The 16,627-nt window shown below is 56.0% G+C and carries 10 protein-coding genes; 4 read left to right on the top strand and 6 right to left on the bottom strand.

Annotated elements, in window-relative coordinates; all coding sequences use genetic code 11:
* Positions 1–62 precede the first annotated feature (62 nt).
* From ispG to ABGA49_RS03590, 6 genes are all read right to left on the bottom strand, one after another.
* A complete protein-coding gene (gene ispG, locus ABGA49_RS03615; RefSeq protein WP_061493719.1) occupies positions 63–1,181 on the bottom strand; it encodes a flavodoxin-dependent (E)-4-hydroxy-3-methylbut-2-enyl-diphosphate synthase in 1,119 nt (372 codons plus the stop codon).
* Between the two features lie 26 nt (positions 1,182–1,207).
* Positions 1,208–2,200, bottom strand: a complete 993-nt coding sequence (gene rodZ / locus ABGA49_RS03610; RefSeq protein ID WP_061493718.1) for a cytoskeleton protein RodZ — start codon at positions 2,198–2,200, stop codon at positions 1,208–1,210.
* A 291-nt stretch (positions 2,201–2,491) separates the two neighbouring features.
* Positions 2,492–3,658: a bifunctional tRNA (adenosine(37)-C2)-methyltransferase TrmG/ribosomal RNA large subunit methyltransferase RlmN gene (locus tag ABGA49_RS03605; protein ID WP_061493717.1), complete on the bottom strand. Its 1,167-nt coding sequence runs from the start codon at positions 3,656–3,658 to the stop codon at positions 2,492–2,494.
* Positions 3,659–3,840: 182 nt separating this feature from the next.
* Positions 3,841–4,272, bottom strand: a complete 432-nt coding sequence (gene ndk / locus ABGA49_RS03600; RefSeq protein WP_061493716.1) for a nucleoside-diphosphate kinase — start codon at positions 4,270–4,272, stop codon at positions 3,841–3,843.
* Positions 4,273–4,433: 161 nt separating this feature from the next.
* On the bottom strand, positions 4,434–6,758 hold the full coding sequence (pbpC, locus tag ABGA49_RS03595; RefSeq protein WP_347665149.1) for a peptidoglycan glycosyltransferase PbpC: 2,325 nt from the start codon (positions 6,756–6,758) through the stop codon (positions 4,434–4,436).
* Position 6,759: 1 nt separating this feature from the next.
* Complete coding sequence (locus tag ABGA49_RS03590; RefSeq protein ID WP_347665148.1) at positions 6,760–11,715, bottom strand: alpha-2-macroglobulin; 4,956 nt, start codon at positions 11,713–11,715, stop codon at positions 6,760–6,762.
* 282 nt (positions 11,716–11,997) lie between these two features.
* Between ABGA49_RS03590 and ABGA49_RS03585 the strand changes: the two genes are divergently transcribed.
* The 4 genes from ABGA49_RS03585 to ABGA49_RS03570 all read left to right on the top strand — a co-directional run bounded on the left by ABGA49_RS03585 (position 11,998) and on the right by ABGA49_RS03570 (position 16,627).
* Complete coding sequence (locus ABGA49_RS03585) at positions 11,998–13,542, top strand: PTS transporter subunit EIIC (RefSeq protein WP_061493713.1); 1,545 nt, start codon at positions 11,998–12,000, stop codon at positions 13,540–13,542.
* Between the two features lie 12 nt (positions 13,543–13,554).
* Positions 13,555–14,922, top strand: coding sequence for a 6-phospho-alpha-glucosidase (locus ABGA49_RS03580; protein ID WP_347665147.1), 1,368 nt, complete (start codon positions 13,555–13,557; stop codon positions 14,920–14,922).
* 91 nt (positions 14,923–15,013) lie between these two features.
* Positions 15,014–15,856, top strand: coding sequence for a 3-mercaptopyruvate sulfurtransferase (sseA, locus tag ABGA49_RS03575; RefSeq protein WP_061493711.1), 843 nt, complete (start codon positions 15,014–15,016; stop codon positions 15,854–15,856).
* Positions 15,857–16,627, top strand: coding sequence for a MurR/RpiR family transcriptional regulator (locus tag ABGA49_RS03570; RefSeq protein WP_088238217.1), 771 nt, complete (start codon positions 15,857–15,859; stop codon positions 16,625–16,627).

Here is a 16,627-nt window from a genome sequence, read left to right as displayed (position 1 = left end):
CTCAGGGCCGGAGCGCCTGGCGGGTTCATCATACACGGGAAGCCAGCCGCTTCCCAGTCACGTTATTTTTCTACCTGTTGCACGTCGATGCGGCGCGCTTCATCCAGAATCGACGCTTTGGCGCGAATGCGGGCTTCAAGCTGGCTGATCATATCGCTGTTATCAAGGCGATCTTTGCGCACGCCATCTTCATACAGGCCGCTTTTCTTATTGCCACCTGTCACGCCCAGTGTAGAGACCAGCGCCTCACCCGGACCGTTCACCACGCAGCCAATAATGGAAACGTCCATGGGCGTGATGATATCTTCCAGACGTTGCTCCAGCGCATTAACCGTACCGATAACATCGAACTCCTGACGGGAACACGTCGGGCAGGCGATAAAGTTGATACCACGGGAGCGGATGCGCAGGGATTTCAGGATATCGAAACCGACTTTGATCTCTTCCACCGGGTCGGCGGCCAGCGAAATACGCAGCGTATCGCCAATCCCTTCGGAGAGCAGCAGGCCGAGGCCAATCGCCGACTTCACCGCACCCGCGCGTGCGCCGCCAGCTTCGGTGATACCCAGATGCAGCGGTTGGTCGATCTGCTTCGCCAGCAGGCGATAAGACTCAACGGCGAGGAACACATCAGAGGCTTTGACGCTGACTTTGAACTGATCAAAGTTCAGACGATCGAGATGATCCACATGGCGCATGGCAGATTCGAGCAGCGCCTGCGGCGTCGGTTCGCCGTATTTTTCCTGAAGATCTTTTTCCAGCGATCCGGCGTTCACGCCGATGCGGATAGGAATGTTTTTGTCACGCGCGCAATCAACAACGGTGCGAATACGTTCTTCGTTGCCGATGTTGCCCGGGTTGATACGCAGGCAATCCACCCCGTATTCCGCCACTTTCAGCGCAATGCGGTAGTCAAAATGAATGTCCGCCACCAGCGGAACGCTCACCTGCTGTTTGATCAGTTTAAACGCTTCCGCCGCGTCCATCGTCGGGACGGAAACGCGGACGATATCCGCGCCGACACGCTCAAGGGCTTTGATTTGGTTAACCGTGGCTTCAACATCCGTGGTGCGGGTGTTTGTCATTGACTGCACGGCGATAGGCGCGCCATCGCCGATTGGCACATTACCAACGTAAATCCGTTTCGATTTCCGACGCTGAATCGGAGCCTGGTTATGCATGAAAAATCTCCCGCGTTGCCCGTCTGTTACTGTACTGCTGATTGTTCGGCATTGAGGGTCAGACGCGCAACCTGGTTAGTTCTGATAAAACGACTCAGATCGACAGGTTTACCCTGATACTGGATCTGGACTGCTGACGGTGCGCCGATTTTCAGTTTATACGGTGCCTGGCCCGCCAGATTCAACGTTGCATCTTTACGCTGCATGCCGCTGAACAGTTTTTTGCCAGTTGCATCGCTCACTTCCAGCCAGCAGTCGGCGTTAAAGGTCATCGCCAGACCATTGCTGTTGGCTGCCGCGCCAGCAACGCCTGCCTGATCGGTCGGCAGTTGCCCGTTGTTCGCCATTGCCGCAGGCGCAGAATCAACGTTAGCCTGAGACGGCGGTACCACTGTGTTCTGGTTAGCGGTGTTTGCCGGGGCTTGCTGTGCAACCGCCGGAGCCTGAGCCGTTGTGGTCGGCGCAGGCTGCTCAACTGACGTCGAGGAGTTATCTACCGGGGCGGAAGAGGAGTCGGTATTCAGTGGAACACTCTGTTCGTTGCTGTTGTTAGCATTGAGTTCAGCAGAGGATTGATCGGCCATGGTGCTGATCTCTTCCTGTTGCGCTTTATGGTTCTGCCACCACCAGGCGCCGGTCAGGCCTACCACCACAAACAGCACCAGCCAGGTGAAACTCATCAGCCAGCCGTCGCGTTTTTTACGCGGCTTGCCTAAAGCGAACGTCTGCATCGGGGCCACTTTCGCGGCTCTGACCGGCGCTTGCTTCTCAATCATTGGCAGTAATTCTTCTTCGGGAATATGCACCAACCGGGCATAAGAGCGGATATAACCACGCACAAAGGTAGAGGCCAGGTCAGCGGGTGACCTGTCTTCTTCGATATCGCGTACCGTGGAAACCTTCAGGCACAAGCGCTCTGCAACCGCTTGCTGGCTGAGTCCAAGTTGTTCACGGGCGCTGCGCAGACGTACGCCAGTGGTTTGTGCTTCGTTTTGGTCGTGAGTGGCTTCAGTATTCATTCGCTACAACTACTGGTACGTGAAATTAAACATTCAGGCGCGCGTGACCGCAATGCCTACACGCGCCGCGAAAAAACCGGGTCAATTAAGCCTGGACCCCTAGTATAAGACTGTCAGGCTTTGCATAACAGAACAGCTTTCAGCACTTTTTGCTAAGCCGTTGTTCCATCACTACATACTGCCTCAAAGTCAGGAGAAACGCACCGTAATTATTAATGGCCTGCATACGTACAGGCCAAATATTCGTCATTTTTAGAAAATGCAGCACATTCTTCGTGCTGCGTTTTCGCATTACAGTGACTTCACCGCAATCGGTTCGCCCTGCATACGCTTACGAAGAGTGCGTTTGGTACGGTCGATCACATCGCCTGCGAGCTGACCACAGGCAGCATCGATATCATCGCCACGCGTTTTACGTACAATTGTAGTAAAACCATAGCTCATCAGCACCTTACAGAAGCGATCAATACGGCTGTTGGAGCTGCGGCCATACGGTGCGCCCGGGAACGGGTTCCAGGGGATCAGGTTGATCTTGCACGGTGTATCTTTCAGCAACTCCGCCAGTTGGTGCGCATGCTCAGTGCCGTCATTCACATGATCCAGCATAACGTATTCAATGGTCACGCGACCCTGGTTGGCGTTGGATTTTTCCAGGTAGCGACGCACCGCCGCGAGGAAGGTTTCGATATTGTACTTTTTGTTGATCGGTACAATTTCGTCACGAATTTCATCGTTCGGTGCATGCAGAGAAATCGCCAGTGCAACGTCAATCATGTCACCCAGTTTATCCAGCGCCGGAACCACACCCGAGGTGGACAGCGTTACGCGGCGTTTGGACAGACCAAAACCAAAGTCATCCAGCATGATTTCCATCGCCGGAACGACGTTGGTCAGGTTCAGCAGCGGCTCACCCATGCCCATCATCACCACGTTGGTGATAGGACGGTTGCCGGTCACCTTCGCCGCACCGATAATTTTCGCGGCGCGCCATACCTGACCGATGATTTCTGACACCCGCAGGTTGCGGTTAAAGCCCTGCTGCGCGGTTGAGCAGAATTTACACTCCAGCGCACAACCGACCTGTGAAGAGACGCATAAGGTCGCGCGATCATCTTCCGGGATATAGACGGTTTCAACGCGCTGATCGCCTACCGCGATCGCCCATTTGATGGTGCCGTCGGAAGAGCGTTGCTCTTCAACAACTTCCGGCGCGCGGATCTCAGCGACTTCTTTTAACTTGCCGCGCAGAACTTTGTTGATGTCGGTCATTTCATCAAAGTCATCGCTGCAATAGTGATACATCCACTTCATGACCTGATCGGCACGGAAGGGTTTCTCACCTAAGTTTTTGAAAAACTCGCGCATCTGCTGACGGTTTAAATCCAGCAGGTTAATTTTTGCATCTTTATTAGGGATCGTGAGAGCGTCGTTCTCAGGTATGACAATTTGTTCAGACATAATTTATTCCGGCCTCGTTATTACACGTTATGGCCCCTGGAGGGTTAAAAAGAAGCGCCCCAGGTAAGCGTCTGCTCATCCTGGGGCGCAGCATTGTACAAATTCTGACGCACAGATACCACGTTTGCACGCGGCATTTCACAAATTAAAGTGTAAAACTCGTTACACAGTTTAACGGGTGATTAGCGAGTGCGCGGGCACACTTCGCCTTCAGCGAAGAAGTAAGCAATTTCGCGAGCCGCGGATTCAAGGGAATCCGAGCCGTGGGTGCCGTTTTCAGTGAAGCTATCAGCGTAGTCAGCACGCAGCGTGCCCGCCAGCGCATTCGCCGGGTTGGTTGCGCCCAGCAGATCACGGTGACGCTGCACTGCGTTTTCGCCTTCCAGAACAGAGACCACAATCGGACCGGAAGTCATGAACTCAACCAGACCGTCAAAGAACGGGCGACCTTCGTGCTCAGCGTAAAAACCGCGAGCCTGTTCAACGGTCAGATGCAGCATTTTGGTGCCGACGATTTTAAATCCTGCCGCTTCAAAGCGAGAGAAGATGCTGCCAATAACGTTTTTTGCCACCGCGTTTGGTTTGATGATGGAAAAAGTACGTTCAATAGCCATGATTACCTCTGTAAGTTGTTCTGTTGTCGTACATACACATGAGTATGACCTGGCGCGGATTATAAAGAGCAACGTGAGCGTTGCCTATGGATTAAGGTAACATTTTTTTAAAATAAGACGAGCTTTAGCAACACCCTTCACTAAACTCACCATTTAACAGGTTATTGCACAGTAAACTGCACCGCAGCGACCTGCCCCACGTCATCCATCACCAATAACTGATACTCACCGGTTTTATCAAGTTTCAGGCTTAATAAATTCTCGTGCGGCGACAGGGGTTCACCATTCAGAAACCACCAGCGTCCCCCTTCCCCGCCGCTGCTTTGCACTGGCAACAGCACAAAAGATTGCCCCGGAATACGCTTAATCACCGCGCCCTCACGCACGCCACTGAGTAACAGGGGAGGCGGCGCGTTATCATTACGCGGCGGGCAGTGCTTATCTGCTGGGGGTAAACGCGCCGCCCGCCGTTCTCCTGGCGGTAGCCAGGGTTCAAGCGGCAGTGGCCAGACAATCCATGTTTTCTGTTGCGCATCCGGGCAGTCCGCCGCAACGCGTCGGCCTTCACGGTTTAACCACAGCGGAAAATTGATGCCGTGCATCCCTTCCTGCTCTGGCATCAGCAACGTAGGGGGCTGACTGTCCTCCAGCAACCAGGTTGCCAGACGGCGACGGCAATTACTGTCTCCCTCCGGCAAACTTTGCCCGCCAGGCCAGCAAATCATTCCCTGACTGACGGATTGCGGACGCGGATCGCGCGGTAATTTCCCCTGCTCAAGCGCCGAACGCGCCTGCAGCAGGTTGTTCACCTGGTTAAGCAGCGGTACGGCGCTGGCAAAACCGAACTGCCCGGCGACCGGCGTACCATCTGGCCTGCCGGTCCAGATCCCAATCACGTAGCGGGCATTCACACCGATAGCCCAGGCATCACGGTAGCCATAACTGGTGCCTGTCTTCCAGGCCAGCGGCGCGACCTGCGGCAATACGGCGTCCGGCATCGGTTGCGCTTCCCCGGCCAGAATACGACGAATGATCCACGCCGCTCCCGGCGACATTAACCGTCGTTCCACCAACGGTGCATCCGGCGTCAGGCGCAGTTGCCCGGCTTTACCACCGCGGGCAAAAGTACTGTAAGCGGCGGCAATATCTTCCAGCCGCGCCCCTGCGCCCCCCAGGATCAGCGACAGATTGGGCTCAGCCCCGGTCGGTAAGCTCAGCGGCAATCCGGCATTACGCAAATTACCGGCAAACTTTTTCGGCCCGTAAGCTTCCAGCACCTGTACTGCCGGTAAATTCAGCGAACGCACCAACGCCTCGCTCATGCTGACAGGGCCGTGAAAACCACTGTCAAAATTGCCGGGCCGATAATCCCCGACCCGTCGCGGTACATCCTGCAGTAACGACGCCGGGTGAATTAATCCTTCATCCAGCGCCATACCATAGATAAACGGCTTCAGCACCGATCCGGGCGAGCGCACCGCGCTGACCATATCCACATGGCTGAAGCGACTGTCATCATTGATGTCTACCGAGCCAACCCAGCCGCGCACCTTCATATCAGTATGATCAACGACGATCATCGCCAGCGAACTGCGCAGCGGCAGACGCGTTTTGACGCTCAGCGCCAGCTCTTCAAGCTGCCGTTGCAGCGTGGCGTCCAGCGTCGTGGTGATTTTCAACGCCCGGCTTTCGCCAAGCATACGTCTGGCAAACAGCGGTGCCAGTTGCGGCATTTGCCGGGGTGCCAGCCAGACCGGTTCCTGCCGCGACTCTTTCACCTGCACCTCTGGCCATACTTGTTGTGACGCCATGCGTTCAAGCACTTTGTCACGCGCCGCCTGCGCCCGTTCTGGCCAGCGGTCAGGACGCAGACGGCTTGGCGCTTGCGGCAGAACAGCCAGCAGCGCAGCTTCGGCATAACTGAGTTTTGCGGGGGGTTTGCCAAGGTAAGCCCAGCTTGCCGCGCCCACGCCTTGCAACGTACCGCCAAAGGGTGCGCGGTTCAGGTAGAGCGTGAGAATGTCGCGTTTAGAAAGGTGCCACTCCAGTTGCAGCGCGCGCCAGAGCTGGCGTACCTTGCCGCCGAAAGTCCGTGGATGAGGATCAAGCAGACGGGCAACCTGCATCGTCAATGTACTGCCGCCCGACACCACGCGCCCGGAACTGAGATCCTGCCAGGCGGCACGGAGAATGGAAAACGGGTTAACGCCGGGATGATCCCAGAACCAGCGATCTTCATACTGGATCAGCGCCTGCAAATAACGCGGCGAAACCTCTTCAATGGTCACCGGATAACGCCAGATGCCGTCAGCATCGGCAAAACGCCATAGCGGCGTGCCATCTTCTGCCACCACCACACGCGCGGGATCCACCTCGCTGAGCGGCAGCGGCCAGATTTTATCCGCAGCGATCACCGCCAGCACCAATAACAGGGGCGCCCCCACCAGCCAGCGCCAGCGGGTGCGCATCAGATGCACGATCTTCACGTTACGGCACGATAGTCAGCGAGCCGCTGGTCGCGCCTGTCGCCCGCCACTGCGGTACGTACATGGATTCCACCTGCGGCGCAGGAATCTGGTAATGGCCCGGCGTCACTGCCCGCGCCAGATAGACCAGCGTAACGGGTTGACCTTCGCTTACCGGGACTGCCGCCACAAAGCGATCGTCGCGGAACTCCATATGCTGGATATCCGCCTGCTGCATACGGTTTAGCAGTTCCTGCACTTCACTTCCGCTATCCTGCAAGCTGGCGCTGCTGCTGGCCAGATTCTGGTTTTCCAGCTCCAGACCGGCAGGCAGTAAATCCACCACCAGCGCATCCGGTACATTCTGGCTGGCGCTCACTTCCAGCCATACCAGCACCAAATCGCCGCTTTTCAGCGATGAAAGAGATTTGCTACGGCCATCAGTGCCAAGAATGTTGCGCTCAATGCGCAGCACATTGGCGGAAGGCGTCGGCGCATGATCCGGGTAACCGGCACTGTCCAGGCGTAACCACAACGGGGTTGAACCGCTGTTGGTGACCTGCAATGAAGCCAGCTGATCGGCATCCAGGTTACGGCTCTGGGCATTCTCGCCACCCAGTGCAGCGGCATCGAGCGAGGTTTGCGCCTGCCAGCTACCAGAGGCGTTTTGCAGATTACGCCCGGCTAAAAACAACGCGTTACTCTCCTGAGTCGACAACCAGCGCTGACCGTACGCTTGTTCAGACAAGGTTGTCAGCAGACGCGTTTGCACTTGCGGCAGCAGGTTGTTGTCCTGCAACAGCGCCAGCATCAGCGCGTTATCGCGCAGATCGCTGCCGTAATCCGCCAGCCAGCGGTTGTTCTGCACCCGTGACGTTTTCAGCGCCAGGTTGATGGCCTGTTCACTGCGTTGCGCATCACCCATCAGTTTTAATGCCACACCCAGTTGCATCAACGGCAGCGCTGCTTTGGCCTGCTCATGGCGCTGCCAGACTTCACGCAGCGCACCCAGCGGGGCTTTTTGCTGACGTGCCAGCACCAGCGCTGCATAGCTTTGTACGGCAAATTTGGTGGCAGGAAGATCGTCGCTGTAACGGATTGCCATCGTCGCCGGATCCTGCAGGTAGCGCAGCAAGCGGTTGTTGGCGTTATTCAGCGCATTTGTCGGTACGCTGTAGCCCTGGGCGGAGGCGCTGACCAGGAAGTCAGTAACGTAGGCGGTTAACCAGTACTCTTCTGAACCGCTTTTATCCCACAGCGAGAAACCGCCGTCGTCACGCTGCATTTGCAACAGCCGCGAGATACCCAGATCCACCGCAGCACGGCGCTGCTCGTCACTCTCGCCTTTAATGCCCAGCGCTTTAAGCTGTGCGGCGTTGGTGTAGAGCGACGGGAACAGGCCGCTGGCGGTTTGCTCCAGGCACCCGTACGGGTAGGCTTTCAGCTCCTGAATATAGCGCGCAAGGTTCAACGGTGGTTTGCCGCTAAACAGCACGCGACCTTGCAGCGTTGCCGGGGACATTCCGGCAAGGTGCTGCGCTGGGGCATGCCAGCTCTCACCGGGATTCAACATCGCGCCGCTGTTAACGGTCTGCGCAGCAAATGCCGGACGTACGCCAAGTTTCCACTGTTTCTGCTGTGGCGCAAACGTTTCGCCTGGTAGCATCAGCCCGCTAATTTGCGCGCTGATCTCACCCTCGCCAAAACCGTCCAGCGCACGCACCGGAATAAACAACGTCTTACGCTGCCCGGCAGCCAGTTTTACCGGTTCAGGCTGACCACTCTCCAGCGTCAGCAATCCACTTGCTGCCAGTGCCACATTCAGGGTTTGCGGCTGATCGGTAAGGTTAGTGACATCCAGCGTCAAGCGGGAAGTGTCGCCGCTACCGAGGAAACGCGGCATATTCATGTCGGCAATCACAGGAGCCGCAACAATCACTTTGCCTTCGCTGCTACCAAAGTCTTCCGCCGTCCAGGCTTGTGCCATCACGCGCAACTCACCGTTGAAATCACCAATTGGCAACGTCACCGTGCCTTCACCGTGCTCATCCAGTGTAACGGGCTGTGCTTGCTGGGCAATAATGGTGACATGGTTGACCGGCGGTTTACCGCCACGGTTCATTTCGTCGCCGTCGCCACCAAAACGCAGTGCAGCAAGACGCCCCTGCCCTTCAATGACCTGGCCGTAGATATCGTAAATATCCGCACCGTAGCGTTTCTGGCCGAAGAAGCCCTGCCACGGATCTGGCGTCACGTAATCCGTAATGTTAAGCACACCGCTGTCTACTGCGGAAAGCAACACATTGATCTGTTTAGGTGTGTCGCCATTTTTCACTGCCGCCTTCACTTTCACCGTTAACGGCTGGTTCGGGCGCATTTTTTGCGGGGTATTCAGCGTGACATCAAGACGGCGGTTTTCATCTCCCATCGGCAGATGCAGCAGACCGACCGCGCGTTTCGGCGTCGCGGACTTCGACTTGTCACCGGGGCGAACCACCAGTGTGCTGATATAAAGATCGTGGCGCTGCCATTTCTGATCGATAGGAATAGAGAGATCGAGGCCGTCTGCCGGCACATCAATTTCCTGCCACCACAGCGGGCCTTCAGCCGACTCGATCATTGCATAGCCTTTGCCCGCAGCAGGCGCAGTAACGTGCAACTTGACGGTATCGCCCGGTTTGTAGGCCGGTTTATCCAGTTTCAGGGTGACGCGATCCGGACGAATGGCACCCGCACCGTCGCTGTTATCCTGCCAGCTGTAACCGGCCCAGAAACGCACGCTGCTGATGGTATCGTCCGGCCCTTTCACCTCCAGACGATAAGCGCCCCACTCCACCGGGAAGGTCACTTTACCGGTTTCATTCGCCGCCAGGTTGAGGCTCTGCTCACCTTCAACCAAATCTTTTTGATTGAACTGCGACTGCCAACCCTCACTTTCTGACCAGTTCCAGAAATAATCGCGGCGTTCGCGGATCAACCGTACCTGCAAATCACTGACTGCTTTTTTGTTACCTTTGGCATCCGCATAGACGATGTCGAACGCGGCGTTACTGTCTTCGTCAACGATGGGCTGGTTGACGGTGGTATCGGTGCGATAGTCATAGACCGCTTTTGACGCAAACTGCGGGCGGATACCCGGCAGCGCCTGTGCAGGCCAAATGGCTTGCTGTGCGCGGCGTGTAACCGGGCGACCGCCCGACTCCAGCAGACTGGCCTGTAAAATAACGTCTAACGGCGAATGACTCTCCTGCCACTGGCTTGCGGTGGTGACTTCGCCCTGCCCGTTGTCATCCAGCGTCAGGTGGACTTCATCCAGACTACGACTGAGGTTTTCTTCTGCGATGTCGCCAAACTGGAACCCCGGCAACGCCTGGACAGCTTCGCGCAACGGGCGTAAATAGAGTTGCCCTTGCAACGTGTTGCCGCTCGCTGGCGCACCATAGAGGTAGTGGCCGTTCACGTTAAACACCACGTCATCCGCTGGTGCAATCGGTGATGTCTGCGGGGTGATATTCAGCGCCATGCGCTCCGGCATAAAGTCTTCAACATGGAAGCCCCACTCGCGCGGCTGGTTATCGCCAGTATTGGCGCGGATATGCCACATCCCGGTTTGCGCGCTGGCTTCCAACGGGTAGGTAAAATGATACAGCCCGTTCTGCGGCTGGCTGACCACCGTACGGATCACCTGCCCGTCCGGTTTCACGACTTCCAGTTTCACCGGTTGCGCAGTCAACGGCTTGCCGTCGCTGTCGCGCAGCAGTCCGTTGAGGATCACCGTTTCACCCGGACGATAGAGATCGCGTGGGCCAAACATAAAGAACTGTTTGCTGTAGCCCGGTTCGCCGGTAATGGCGAATTCCGCCAGATCCAGTGCCGGTAATTTCAGGTCCAGCAGCGTGGTTTCACCGTCTTTACGCGCCAGGATCAGCGCCGCTTCTTTGTCGGTGGTTAACGTTGCATGACCTTCTTTGTCACTGGTGGCCTGCGCCAGCGTTTGCCCGTTCTCATTGAGCAGCATCACCTCGATACCGGAGAGCGCTGCGCCGTTTTCCAGCCCCTGGGTGAAGATATCCAGACGATTATGGTAACGGTGAGCAGACAGGCCAATATTGCTGAGCGTGAACAGCGTGGCGGCATTGCTGTAGTTGTAATGACCGGCCTGATTCATTACGGCGACATAGACCCCGGTTTGTTGCAACGGCTGAATACTGCTGAGCGGCAACAGTAACTTCTCACGGGTGTTGCGCGCCGGGTTGAGGTCAAAACGGCCGGTATACACCAGGTCGGCCATTTTCAGTAACGTGTCCGACTCCCAGTTTGACAGGGCGTTACGGTATTCCCACTGGCTGATAAACGCCGCCAGCGACTCCGGTTTCACGCGGTAGAAATTCACGTCGACGTTATCGACGTTTAGCGCCATCACCGGCAGCCCTTCCACCACTTTTCCCGGCAGCAACGAACCACGGCTGGCGAAGCCGACACTGGGCTGCACATCGCGGGTGGTAATGGCTTTTTCGTAATCAATGCCGAACGTGGCTTTGTTCAGCGCCGTTAGCCCGCGATCCACCGACACCAGCAATTCGCGGTTTGGCTCCAGATGGCGCAGGCGCAGCTCTTTCAGATTCGGCGCCAGTTCCCAGGCACCATCGACTTTGCCGCTCTTTTTGTCTACCAGGTGGACGGTCGAGGCAAAATCCTGATCGGGATTAAGTGGAACGGAGAAGGTCAGCACCAGCGTGGCGGCGCCATCCAGTTGTACTTCAGAGGCATCCAGCAGCGTGAGCGGCTTACCTTCGCTACGCGCGGCAAGCTGTGCCAGTTTCTCTTTACTTTGCGTGGGGGCTGCCTGGCTTTGCTGCGGCGCGGATGCCGCAGCAGGCGAGCTGCTTGCCTGCGGTTTATCGTTGTTATCACAGCCGGCTAACGTAAACGTAGTGAACAGCGCGACGGTCAGCGCCGCAATGCGTAGCGGTTTCATTCTTTATCCCTGGCCTATAAAGCCTGTTGAACATTGCCACACATTATTATTCGCAACGATAAGAATTACAAAATGTGTCTTTGGTTCTGGAAAGCGCTTCGCAAAGTCCCGTCACGCTTTTCCGATCACCCTGTTACGCGGATCACAGTGCGAAACGTAACATGTTACGTTTCATGTCATTTGTTTTTAAAACAATAAGATAGATGGAAAAACAACGCGACCTGCTGCTACCGTTAAGCTGTCTGTGCACCTTTGTGCGCGGTTCTAATAAGAGAGAACATTATGTCCAGAGCCGTGAATGCCCTACAAAATTTTGGTAAGTCCCTCTTTGGTCCGGTGCTCATTTTGCCGATTGTCGGCTTATTTATTGCCTGTGGAAATATCTTCGGCAACGGCAACCTGGCCGACTATCTGCCTTTTCTTGGTCACCCCCTTATTCAACAAATCGGTCAGTTAATTGCCAAATCCGCTGTATCGGTGTTGGCGAACCTTGCCCTTGTCTTCGCGGTCGGCATTCCGGTGGGCCTGGCCTCACGGGATAAAGGCTATGCGGCGCTGATTGGTCTGGTGACCTTTATCGTCTTTATTAACGCCATGAATGTCATGCTGCAATTTCAGGGAGTACTGGCACCTGCTGCGCAGATGAAAGCCGCAGGCCAGGGTATGGTGTTAGGCGTACAGGTGCTGGAGATGGGCGTTTTCGCCGGGATCCTCACCGGCGCGCTATCAGGTTATCTGTACGATAAATATTCCGGGGTACAGTTTTCCGGGGCGATGGCAATCTACTCGGGTCACTGCTTCGTCGCCATTATCATGCTGCCGGTTGCGATGATATTAGGTGTGATCATGAGCGAACTGTGGCCTTTCGCCCAGCAGGGTATCAGCGCCCTGGCGATGGCTATCAAAGGTGCGGGGCCATTCGGCGTTGCGGTCTACGGTTTCCTTGAGCGCATCCTGGTGCCGACCGGGCTGCACCATCTGGTGTATACGCCGTTTTTGTACACCGAACTCGGCGGTACGGCGGATATTTGCGGTACAACTTATCAGGGTGCACGTAACATCTACTTTGCCGAAATAGCCTGCCCGAGCGTGACGCAACTCAGCAACACCGTCGTCTGGGATGCGCGCGGTATCAGCAAAATGTTCGGTTTGCCCGCTGCTGCGCTGGCGATGTATGTGACAGCGAAACCTGAGCGCAAAGCCGCAGCCAAAGCGATCCTGATCCCTGCTGCGCTCACCTCATTTTTAGTCGGTGTCACCGAGCCTATCGAGTTTGCTTTCCTGTTTGTCGCACCGCTGCTGTTTGTGGTGCATGCCGTGCTCACAGGTATCGGCATGATGCTGTTCTCACTGCTTGGCGTTCATGCTATTGGCGCGAACGGCATTATCGATTTTGTGCTCTACAACCTGCCCCTCGGCACCGAAAAGTCCAACTGGCCGATGTACATCCTCGTTGGGCTCATTATGTTCGCCCTCTACTTTTTTATCTTCCGCTTCCTGATAGTGCACTTCGGCATGAAAACGCCAGGCCGTGAAGATGATGAGCAGGAGACTCGTCTCTACAGCAAACAGGAGTATCAGGCAAAAGGCAGCAATGCTGGCGTCGGCGCAGCGATCATCGAAGGTCTGGGCGGGCGCGCCAATATTGACGTGGTGGACAACTGCTACACCCGCCTGCGCGTGACGGTGATCGATGTGGCGGCGATTGATGAACCGCAACTGAAAGCAACCGGCGCAAAAGGTGTTATCAAACAAGGCAATAACGTTCAGGTGGTCTACGGGCTGCATGTCAAAAAAATGCGAGAAGCTGTTGAGATGTTTCTCTGAAGGAGTCCAGAAATGGTTAAACCCCCGTTTATTTTATCCATCGCCGGTGGCGGCAGCACCTATACCCCCGGCATCGTGAAAAGCCTGATGGTCCGACTGGAGGCGTTCCCGCTGGCGGAAATTCGCCTGTATGACATTGATGAAGCCCGGCAGAGCACCATTGCGCCGGTGGTAGAGAAAGTGATCCGCGACCACAGTCAGAGCATTAAATTTACCGTGACCAGCAATGCCGAAACGGCGCTCAGCGGCGCACATTTTGTTTTTGCTCAGATGCGCGTCGGTCAGTACAAAATGCGCGAACAGGATGAGAAAATCCCCTTGCGCCATGGTGTGGTGGGTCAGGAGACCTGCGGCCCGGGTGGGCTAGCCTACGGGCTACGCACGATTCTGCCGATGGTGGAGCTGATCGATCTGGTGGAGCGTTACGCCGATAAAAAAGCCTGGATCGTCAATTATTCCAACCCGGCAGCCATCGTGGCCGAAGGTGTGCGCCGTCTGCGTCCGAAAGCACGGGTACTGAATATCTGCGATATGCCCGTGGCGGCGATGCGCAATATGGGCGCTATCCTCGGCGTGGATCGCCATAAACTGGAGGTCGATTACTTTGGCCTGAACCACTTTGGCTGGTTTACCCAGGTACGTGTAGATGGTGAGGATCGTCTACCTGCGTTGCGCGAGCATATTGCCCGTTTTGGTCTGCTGACGGAAGATGCCTCCCAAACGGACCCGCAACATGCCGATCCGTCATGGGTGAAAACCTGGCGCAATATCAAGCCGATCATGGATCACTTTCCGGAATATCTGCCAAACCCCTATTTGCAGTACTACCTGATGCCAAACGAGATCGTTGCCCATCAGGATCCCGACTACACCCGCGCCAATGAAGTGATGGACGGGCGCGAGAAAAAATTGTTTGCCGCCGCCCAGGAGTATAAGCGCAGTGGGATCCTGCCGGATGCTTTTCACGTGGGCGTGCACGGCGCGTTTATTGTTGACGTCGCCTGTTCACTGGCGTTTGACCTGCGCCAGCGCCATCTGGTGATTGTGGAAAACAAAGGCGCGATTGCCAATTTACCCTACGATGCGATGGTCGAAGTGCCAGCCTATATTACCAGCGAAGGCCCGGAGCCAGTGCGTATGGGGGCGGTACCTCTTTTTCACCAGACCCTACTGATGCAGCAACTGGCCTCGGAACAACTGCTGGTCGAAGCCACCATTGAGGGCAGCTACGAAAAAGCGTTGCAGGCCTTTACACTGAACAAAACCGTGCCCACCATGCAGCATGCTAAAGCGATCCTTGATGAGATGATCGAAGCCAACCGGGATTACTGGCCTGCACTGCAAAAAGCCTGGGAAAACGGCAAAGCCGTGCAAAAATAACGAGGTTGCTCGCGACATGAGCGAAGGTAACTTGTCGGGTCAGGAAAAAACGTGAACAATTCAGGTTACTGTTGATGACACGGAGGCAACCATGTCTACCTCGTTTTTTGTCGCGGCCGACTGGCTGATAGAACACAGCGATGATCCTGAAATCCAGCTGATTGACGCCCGTATGGCGCCTCCTGGACAGGAGCATCGAGACCTTAAAGCGGAATACCGCGCCGGGCACCTTCCCGGTGCGGTATTTTTTGATATTGAAGCTCTCTCCGATCACACTTCGTCATTACCACATATGCTCATGCGCCCGGAAGCGTTTGCTGTCGCCATGCGCGAACTGGGCATTAGTCAGGATAAGCACCTTGTGGTCTACGACGAAGGCAACCTCTTCTCCGCCCCGCGCGCCTGGTGGATGCTGCGCAATTACGGCGTAGAAAAGGTGTCAATTCTTGCCGGTGGCCTCGCGGGTTGGCAGCGGGATGCCCTGCCGCTGCAAAAAGGCGATGTGGCGTTGCCGGAGTCTGATTTTAATGCCAACTTTGACCCCTCCGTGGTGAAAAAGCTGACAGATGTCCTGTTAGTCAGTCACGAAGGGACAGCGCAGATTGTCGATGCGCGCCCGGCACCGCGTTTTAATGGCGAAATGGACGAGCCCCGTCCAGGGCTGAAGCGCGGGCATATTCCCGGTGCGAAGAATGTGCCGTGGGGGGATCTGGTGGCGGAAGGTGAGCTGAAAACCACCGATGAACTCGCCGCCATTTTCCGCCGCCAGGGCGTGGATTTGCATAAACCAATTATTGCCAGCTGTGGTTCGGGCGTCACTGCATCGGTGGTTATTCTCGCGCTGACAACCCTGGGTGCGGAAAACGTCACGCTGTATGACGGCTCCTGGAGTGAATGGGGCGCACGCGACGATTTACCCGTAGAACCGGCGTAAATGGATAACCGACTTGCGCCATTACTGACGCGCGGGGAGTCACTGACCCGCGCCGAGTACCGCGTCCTGGCGCACCTGACGGAGCATCCGCTGCTGGTGGGCCACATCACCGTGCGACAACTGGCGCAGGCCACGTATGTCTCCACCGCCACCATTATCCGTCTGTGCCAGAAACTGGGCTTCAGCGGCTTTAGCGAGTTTATCTGGCACTGCAAACAGCTTTTATCCGATACACCGCATATTGCGGAGCAACGCAGTGAAGGTGCCGTTGAACTCCCGGCGCTGTTTCAACAGTTCATGGCCAATTATCAGCAGACCTTTCAATGGGTGACAGCAGAAAAGCGCAGCCAGTTCGCCGCGCTGCTGCGCGACAAAGAGAGTTTCTTTCTCTACGGCGCAGGTTTCTCATATTTGTTCGCGGAGTATTTAACCAAGAAGCTGCAGGTCTTGGGCAAGACGGCATTTATCTCCGGCCCGGGCGACAGCCGCAATATCTTTCTCAGCAATGCGTCGCGCTATCAGGTGTTTATCGCCGTATCGCGCAGTGGTGAAACCGAGCAGGTGCTGGATAAAGTGCGGATCGCACACACCGTCGGCATGACGGTCGTCGCGTTTACCCGCGCCTCCGCAAACTCACTCGCTGCACTGGCAGATATCCACTTCGCACTCTACGACGAAGCGGTACATTTCGCGGCGGAAGCGGCGGGGATCACCTCGTTTGAATCCAACCTGGTATTGTTGATGGATTTGCTGTTGCTGGAGGCAACATAG

Source organism: Kosakonia sp. WA-90 (assembly GCF_039871955.1).
Lineage (GTDB): Bacteria > Pseudomonadota > Gammaproteobacteria > Enterobacterales > Enterobacteriaceae > Kosakonia > Kosakonia oryzendophytica.
Note: the sequence above shows the minus strand (reverse complement) of the source record. Positions and strands in the feature narration are given on the sequence as shown.